This window comes from Armatimonas sp., from assembly GCF_043760365.1.
Lineage (GTDB): Bacteria > Armatimonadota > Armatimonadia > Armatimonadales > Armatimonadaceae > Armatimonas.
On the sequence record NZ_JAYUPA010000996.1, the window covers coordinates 1 to 7602 of the forward strand.

8 protein-coding genes are annotated in these 7602 nt (G+C 56.0%); 7 read left to right on the forward strand and 1 reads right to left on the reverse strand.

Annotated features, from left to right (window positions below; translation table 11 throughout):
* Positions 1 to 99: 99 nt before the first annotated feature.
* Entirely contained in the window at positions 100 to 960 is an 861-nt protein-coding gene (locus ACH2EH_RS25145; RefSeq protein WP_395146154.1) for a LysR family transcriptional regulator, read from the reverse strand.
* 52 nt (positions 961 to 1012) lie between these two features.
* Between ACH2EH_RS25145 and ACH2EH_RS25150 the strand changes: the two genes are divergently transcribed.
* The 7 genes from ACH2EH_RS25150 to ACH2EH_RS25180 all read left to right on the forward strand — a co-directional run bounded on the left by ACH2EH_RS25150 (position 1013) and on the right by ACH2EH_RS25180 (position 7552).
* Positions 1013 to 1750 (forward strand): hypothetical protein, encoded by a 738-nt coding sequence (locus ACH2EH_RS25150; protein WP_395146156.1) that lies wholly within the window; start codon positions 1013 to 1015, stop codon positions 1748 to 1750.
* A 48-nt stretch (positions 1751 to 1798) separates the two neighbouring features.
* Positions 1799 to 3157: a bifunctional UDP-N-acetylglucosamine diphosphorylase/glucosamine-1-phosphate N-acetyltransferase GlmU gene (gene glmU / locus ACH2EH_RS25155; protein WP_395146158.1), complete on the forward strand. Its 1359-nt coding sequence runs from the start codon at positions 1799 to 1801 to the stop codon at positions 3155 to 3157.
* Complete coding sequence (locus tag ACH2EH_RS25160) at positions 3150 to 4130, forward strand: ribose-phosphate diphosphokinase (protein WP_395146160.1); 981 nt, start codon at positions 3150 to 3152, stop codon at positions 4128 to 4130. Before glmU ends, ACH2EH_RS25160 begins: the two co-directional genes overlap by 8 nt.
* Before the next feature lie 7 nt (positions 4131 to 4137).
* Positions 4138 to 5430: an AAA family ATPase gene (locus ACH2EH_RS25165; RefSeq protein ID WP_395146162.1), complete on the forward strand. Its 1293-nt coding sequence runs from the start codon at positions 4138 to 4140 to the stop codon at positions 5428 to 5430.
* Positions 5427 to 6041 (forward strand): hypothetical protein, encoded by a 615-nt coding sequence (locus ACH2EH_RS25170; protein WP_395146164.1) that lies wholly within the window; start codon positions 5427 to 5429, stop codon positions 6039 to 6041. Before ACH2EH_RS25165 ends, ACH2EH_RS25170 begins: the two co-directional genes overlap by 4 nt.
* Positions 6042 to 6182: 141 nt before the next feature.
* Positions 6183 to 6761: an aminoacyl-tRNA hydrolase gene (gene pth / locus ACH2EH_RS25175; protein ID WP_395146166.1), complete on the forward strand. Its 579-nt coding sequence runs from the start codon at positions 6183 to 6185 to the stop codon at positions 6759 to 6761.
* An 80-nt stretch (positions 6762 to 6841) separates the two neighbouring features.
* Positions 6842 to 7552, forward strand: coding sequence for a class I SAM-dependent methyltransferase (locus tag ACH2EH_RS25180; RefSeq protein ID WP_395146168.1), 711 nt, complete (start codon positions 6842 to 6844; stop codon positions 7550 to 7552).
* Positions 7553 to 7602 lie beyond the last annotated feature (50 nt).

Sequence of the window (7602 nt, forward strand, 5' to 3'; positions counted from 1 at the left end):
AGGTGAACTCAGCTCTTCCCGCGGACAGGAGGCATCCTGCATGCCTATGACACTCAGTTTAGCTCACGCGAGCGAGTTTGTCAAGCAACTGTTTGCCTGTTAGAGTAGCGCCATAAAAGCCGTGGCGGCGTGAGAGAGTGCCTCGCCGGAGCGCCAGATCAGGGCGAGGGTTCGGGTTGGGCGAGGTTCGGCGAGCTCAACAATCACGGTGCCGGGCGGTGGGCTAAGCGCGAGCCGGGGCAGGAGCGCGATTCCTAGCCCCGCCGCGACCAGCGCCTGCATTCCGCCAGCCGAACCCGAGACACAGGCGATGCGCGGGGTGAAGCCCGCCGCCAGGCACGCGGCAAAAATCGGATGCTCCGGCGACTGACCCTCAGGAACCCAGACCCAGTTCTCATTGGCGAGCGACGCCAGGGTGGGGGGGCTTTCCGCCAGCGGATGCCTCTCCGGGACAATCAGCGCCAGCTCCTCAGTGAGGAGCTGGCGGCGCTCCAGGCCGTCGTGAGTGCAGGGAAGGTGCACGACGCCAAGATCCGCGCGGCCGCCTGTCACGGCCTCGGCGATGGCGCGGGCGGGGACGGCTTCATGCACGGAGATACTGATGCCAGGATGCGCCGCACGAAAACGGGCGAGAACCGGAGGAAGTAAGTGCTGGCCGGGGGTGGGCAGTGTCCAGAGACTCAGCCGTCCGGACTCAAGCCCCACCACGCGCCGCACCGCACTCCGCGCCTCCTCTTCCTGCGTCAGGAGCCGCTCCGCATGGCTGAGAAGTGTCTCCCCCGCATCGGTGAGCCGCACACTGCGGCCTCGCCGGTGAAAGAGCGCGGCACCGAGCTCCCTCTCTAGTGCGGCAATCTGCGCAGAGAGCGACGGCTGGGCGATATGGCACTGCGCTGCGGCCTGTGTAAAGTTGAGCCGCTGCGCCGCCGCCACAAAATAGCGTAATTGAAATATTTCCATTTTCTAGTCGCTCTCTCGCATTGTTGGCATAGAAACTGCATTTTAGTAAAGCATGAGAATCACCTGGCGCTCCGATTTTGAAAGTACTCAGTCTACGGAACGGGTTGTTGTTCCTGTGTACCGACGGCAACTTATTGAGACCCCACATCCAGCTCTGGATAAGATGGAGCACGATGTGGCGCTCATGGTCGCGATTGCTGCCGCTGATCTGGCGACCTGTCGCATGGGCCATGGAATCTCCGAAGAGGCCTCTACTTTCTCACACTTTCTCGCAGACCTAGAGCACTTTGAGGGGGAGATTCGGGGGCTTCTGCTCGACACGTCCCTGAGTCGCTACAAGGCCACGCGCCTGAACCGGGTCTTTCGTGCCTACCAGCTGCTTCGACCTATCGGCCAGCTCCGCCGCCATATTGAGTTCCCTCTCCTCGCGATCCAGGAGCACAATGAGTTTATCCGACTGGAGATCAGTAAGGCCATCGAGGCAGTGGCGTCGCAGGGACGCAAGGCCGCTCAGACGATGCGTGAGCCGGGCTGGGGGAGCTATCTTGAGGTCTGTGCCGCGCAGGAGCAGGCCCAGGCGGTCATTCAGGAAGCGCGTCGACGGTTCCGCGTAGTGCTTACACCGGGGGCGTACCGCGCCGCACAGGCTTCCCTGATGGCACTTGAAGTGGCCTGCGAGACATTTCAAGGGATTGCACACCAGCATTCTGAGGTGCTGCGGGCCGATGTGATCAATCAGATGGGGGCACCCGTGGTGCACACCTACAATAATAACCGAATATCCCGCTAGCTTTCGTGGGCTAGTGCGAGTATAATTCCCCCGGTCAGGGGGTAGTTTTTGGGCACGACAGCAGCAATTATTCTGGCGGCGGGCAAGTCTACACGGATGCGCTCGAAGCTCTCCAAGGTGCTTCATCCCGTCTGTGGGAAGCCGACTCTTTTCCACATCCTAGATGCGCTCGCCGCCGCCGGTGCCGAGCGCCGCATTGTCGTCATCGGCCACGAGGGTCAGGCAGTGCAGGCACGCGTGGAAGCGGCCTATGCGGGGCAAAATATCGAGTTCGTCTGGCAGCATAACCCACGCGGCACTGGCCACGCCACGCAGCAGGCCGAGTCACTTCTCGCAGGCCATAGCGGCCCCGTCTTGGTGGTTCCAGGCGATGCGCCCCTTCTCTCCGCCGAGGTGCTCTCCGAACTTCTGGCGGCCCACACCGGCGGCGCGACACTGCTCTCCGCCCTCCTGGATGATGCGGGCAGCTACGGGCGCGTTGTCCGCGCCGCCGATGGATCAGGTGCCGTCGAGGCAATTGTCGAAGCCAAAGACGCCACACCCGAGCAGAAATCCATTCGCGAGATGAACGCTGCCGTCTATGTCTTTGATGGTAGCTCACTGTTTGAGCGCTTGAAGCAGCTCACCCCCAATAATGCGCAGGGCGAGCTCTATCTCACCGACGTGATCGGGATGACCCGCGCCGCCGGGGAGCCGGTGCGTGCCGTGGTCGCCAAAGACAACAATGTCACTCTTGGGATCAACACACGCGTGGAATTGGCCGAGCTCACGGAGATTCTGCGTAAACAGCTTCTGAAAAAACTGATGCTCTCCGGCGTGACAATCATTGATCCGGCGACGACCTATGTCGAGGTGGGAATCACGGTTGGGCAGGACACCGTCCTCCACCCAGGTACCTATCTGCGAGGCAATACTCAGATCGGCGAGGACTGCATCATCGGTCCGTATGTCGTCATCACGGACTCCATCGTGGGCAACGGTTGCAAAGTGGGGCCTTTTGCACAGCTTCGGGGTAAGGCTGTTCTGGGCAAGGGCTGCAAGATCGGCAACTTTGTCGAGGTCAAGAACGGACAGCTCGCCGACAACGTCTCGGCATCGCACTTGAGCTACTTGGGTGACACGGAGATTGGGACAAAGACCAACATCGGAGCCGGAACCATCACCTGTAACTTCGATGGTTTCACCAAGAGCAAGACGACTATCGGCGCGGATGCCTTTATTGGCAGTAGCTCTATTCTGGTCGCACCCGTCACGATCGGCGACGGAGCACTAACGGCGGCGGGCTCGGTGATCACGCAGGATGTCCCGACAGAGGCAATTGCCATTGCGCGGGAGCGACAGATCAACCTCGAAGGGGCGGAGACAGCCCGCCGTGAGAGAAAACGAAAAGAGAGAGATCATGGCTAAGAAAGCACTTCCGATTGGCAAGAATCTGCGTGTCTTTGCGGGCAGTGGTCACCCCGCCCTCGCCGACTCCATAACTAAAGAGCTAGGTGTCCCCCTGGGAAAGATGCTCCTCTCGCGCTTCGCCGACGGTGAGATTCGGGTGCAAGTAGACGAGTCCGCGCGTGGAATGGATGTTTTTCTGGTTCAGCCCACCTGTATGCCCGTCAACGATAACTTGATGGAGCTTCTGATCCTGCTGGATGCCTTCCGACGGGCCTCGGCGCAGCGCATCACCGTGGTGCTTCCCTACTACGGCTACGCCCGCCAGGATAAGAAAATCAAGCCCCGCGAGCCGATCACAGCGCGCCTGGTCGCCGATCTTATCTCCGAGTCGGGGGCAAACCGCGTGGTCTGTGTAGACTTGCACGCTAAGCAAATCCAGGGATTTTTTCGACTGCCCGTGGACCATCTCTACGCGGGCCCCATCCTCGGTGCGCACTTAAAAGAGGTCGGGCTAGTGGGTGGCGAGACATGCGTCGTCTCGCCCGACGAAGGTGGGGTCAACCGTGCCCGCACGCTCGCCGAGACACTTCAAACGCCGCTCGCGATCATCTCCAAGCGCCGCCCCGCACCCAATAAAGTGGAGATCACGGAGATTATTGGAGATGTCTTTGGCAAGAACTGCATCATCATTGACGACATGATAGATACCGGCGGCTCGATTGTGAGTGGTGCTCAAGCCCTCATCGCGCGTGGTGCGGCCTCTGTCACGGCTTGCTGCACCCACGCCGTCTTGTCTGAGCCCGCGATTGATCGCATCAGCGCCAGCCCCATTCAGCGCGTCATCCTCACCGACACCATCCCCTTCCGCTACACCAACCACCCCGCCGCCGGCAAGTTCACCGTCCTCTCCGTCGCCGAACTACTCGCCGATGCCATCCGCCGCATCCACTGCGACGACTCCATCAGCGAACTCTTCGAGAAGCAGTGGTAGTTCTATAATGACTGAGTATTTATATATTGAAAATGTTGGTCCCGTTAACGAGCTAACCATTGATTTTTCGCCAAGATTGAACTTTATTACTGGTGATAATGGACTAGGGAAAAGTTTTTTACTTGATATATTTTGGTGGGCAGCAGTTCAAAAATGGCCTACTGAAATCAATCAATCTCTTACTGTAGGACACCCAATCCTTCCTAAGGATCGCTTAAAGCAAGCCCGAATAGTTCGGGAAAGTACTATTGATCAAAGAGTAGATTTTAATTTTGATCGAAAATCTCAAAAATGGTCAACAATACAACCTATAAGGCATAGATCCAACAGCATATTAATATACATGCAGTCAGATGGAAGTATTTCTATATCAGATAGGTCAAGAAATTACAAACAGAAAACAATAAATTCGGTTCCAGATGATTACATCATGGGTATTCCTGATTCTGATCCTTATGTTTTTACCTATACAGAAATACTTTCTGGATTAAAAAATAATGGAAATCAGATATGCAATGGATTAATTCAGGACTGGGCTTATTGGCAAAAAGATCAGAATGAAAATTTCTCACTTCTGAAAAAAATCGTACAAATTATTGGTAAAGGTACTGATATTGCTGGTATTGGCGACCTCATTAGAGTTTATGTCGATGATGTCAGAGACATACCTACAATTGTAATGCCATATGGTGAAGTCCCTCTCAGTCATATATCTTCAGGAGCAAAACGGTTATTAACTCTTTCATACCTTCTCGTATGGACTTGGCAAGAACATAAAAGAGCAAGCCAATTAAGAGATATACCAATAACAAAAGAAATAATCTTGCTGATAGATGAGATTGATGCACATCTCCACCCAAAATGGCAACGAACCATTGTTAAATCTCTCATGGAAGCGATAAATATCTTAGCACCCGAGGTTAATATTCAATTCGTCGCAACAACGCACTCGCCGCTGGTGATGGCTTCGATAGAACCGTTCTTTGATCCTGAACAGGACGCGTGGTTTGACCTTGACCTGAATCGCGAATCTGGGCAAGTCGAAGTGACGAAGCGCCCGTGGTATCGGCGTGGGGATGCGGATGCGTGGCTCAAGAGCGAGGCGTTCGATCAGAAGTCAGGGTATGCGCTGGAGACGGAGCAGGCGATTGCTGATGCTGACGCGGCAATGGGGAATTCTGAGACGACACGTGAGCAGGCACTGGCAATTGACCAAAGGCTCCTTCGTCTTCTGGGAGACATCGACACGTTCTGGATTCGGTGGAGATTCTATTTTGAGGATCGTGGCTGGCAAAGATGATTCCTGTCGCTTTGGCAGACGAGCCTGCTGATTTTGATACTAAAGTTAGGAAAAAGGGAGCGGCCTGGTTCCGAAAGAAGAAAATTGATACCACCAAGCCTCTGCCTGACAGGACGGCGCCTTCTGCCTACTGGCAAGGGTGGTGCCTGCAAGAGCTGCACACAGCCTATGGCGGAATCTGCGCATATCTCTGTGTCTACATCGAGTTCGTCATTGGGGGAGGTACCGTAGATCATTATCTTGGCAAGAAGGCTCGACCTGATCTTGCTTATGAGTGGAGCAATTATCGTCTTGCCTGCGATACGATGAATACTCGAAAAGGTGAGGCAACGAGTGTCTTGGATCCTTTTACTGTACAGCCAGAATCCTTTCAGCTTAATCTGTTGAGTGGAGCAATTTCAGCTACGGAGAGCCAATCTTCTCAAGAGGCCGAAGCAACTATTCACTGCCTGAAATTAGATGATGAGAAGTGTCGTGGGTTACGTCGCAAGTACTATTTGGAGTACCGTCAAGGGCATATCTCTGCGGATTTCTTAAGGAGAAATGCGCCGTTTGTGTACCAGGAGGTAGAGCGTCAGGGGAAGCTAAGGGAAAGTGAGAGGGAGTGGTAGCATAAAGCACATGAAAAAAGAAGTCCGTAACAGCCTCATTTATTTTTGTGGCCTGATGCTGGTAATGATCGTTGGGGTTGCGGTCGCAATTTTTAAGGAAATGGGCGGAGCAGCGAGGCCTTAGTCGGCGATAGAGTGGACATGAAACTGATCGTGGGGCTGGGAAATCCAGGGGTAGCGTACGCCAAGACGCGGCACAATATCGGCTTTGAGCTGCTCGATGCGCTGGCAAAGGCGCACGGGATCGCGCTGACCAGTCGGCGCGATAAAGCGGTGACGGGGCGCGGCGTGATCGCGGGCCAGGCCGTGATGCTGGTCAAGCCACAGACCTACATGAACCTCTCGGGCGATTCCGTGAGCGTTATTGCAAGCAAAGAGGGCATCGAGCGCACGGAGATTCTGGTGGCCTGCGATGATATTAATCTGCCACCGGGGCGAATGCGGCTGCGTGCGAGCGGCTCGGCGGGTGGGCAGAATGGGCTGAAGGATCTAATTGCCAAGCTGGAGGGCGACGATTTCCCACGCCTGCGTATCGGTGTGGGGGCACCACCCGCATCGGGCAGCGAGCAGATTGACTGGGTGCTCTCGAAGTTCTCGCCGCCGGATCGCAAGCTTATGGACGAAGTGCTAATCGCCGCCATGGGTGCCACCGAGCTCTGGCTAAGCGAGGGGCTTCTGGTGGCGGCCAATCGGTTTAATGGCCTCGTGGTGACCGTGTAGGGCGAGAAATAGCTCCAGACTATTGGTCTTATCCAAACGATTCATTGGACAGGGTAAAAACCTGCGCTTACAATAGAGGCATGCATAACAAATCCACGGTGGAGGAAATTCGAACACGCTTCGATGCCGATGTCGAGCGCTTCTCAAACTTAGAGACAGGCCAGACGGCGACAATGGACGCGGCCTTAGCACTGGAGCAGATCGCGCAGACCGCCGCCGCCGTGACACCTCATGGGAAACACCTTCTCGATCTAGGCTGCGGTGCGGGCAACTACACGCTCAAGCAGCTCCAATCTCTGCCAAACTGCGACTGCACGCTCGTGGATCTCTCGCAGCCCATGCTGATGCGGGCAAAAGAGCGCGTTACGGCGGCCACCACGGGCACAGTGACGACGCTCCAGACCGACCTGCGCCAGCTTTCCCTCGCGCCTGAGTCCGTGGATATTGTTCTTGCCGCTGCCGTCCTACACCATCTTCGGGAAGAGAGTGAGTGGGAGGCTGTCTTTGCCGCGCTCTATGCCGTGCTGCGTCCCGGCGGCGCACTCTGGATTTTTGACTTGGTTGAGCACTCCGACCCGACCGTGCAAAAACTCCAGTGGGAGCGCTACGGCGAGTATCTCACCGGCTTCAAAAGCGACGCCTACCGCGAGCAAGTCTTTGCCTACATCGCCAAAGAAGACACCCCGCGACCGCTGCTCTGGCAGTGCGCCTTGCTGGAGCGGGTGGGGTTCTCACGCGTGGATATCCTCCACAAAAACGGCCCCTTCGCCGCCTTCGGTGCGATAAAATAGCCCCATGACTGCCATTGCTGAGAAGCTTGACATCTCTGATACTACTGAAA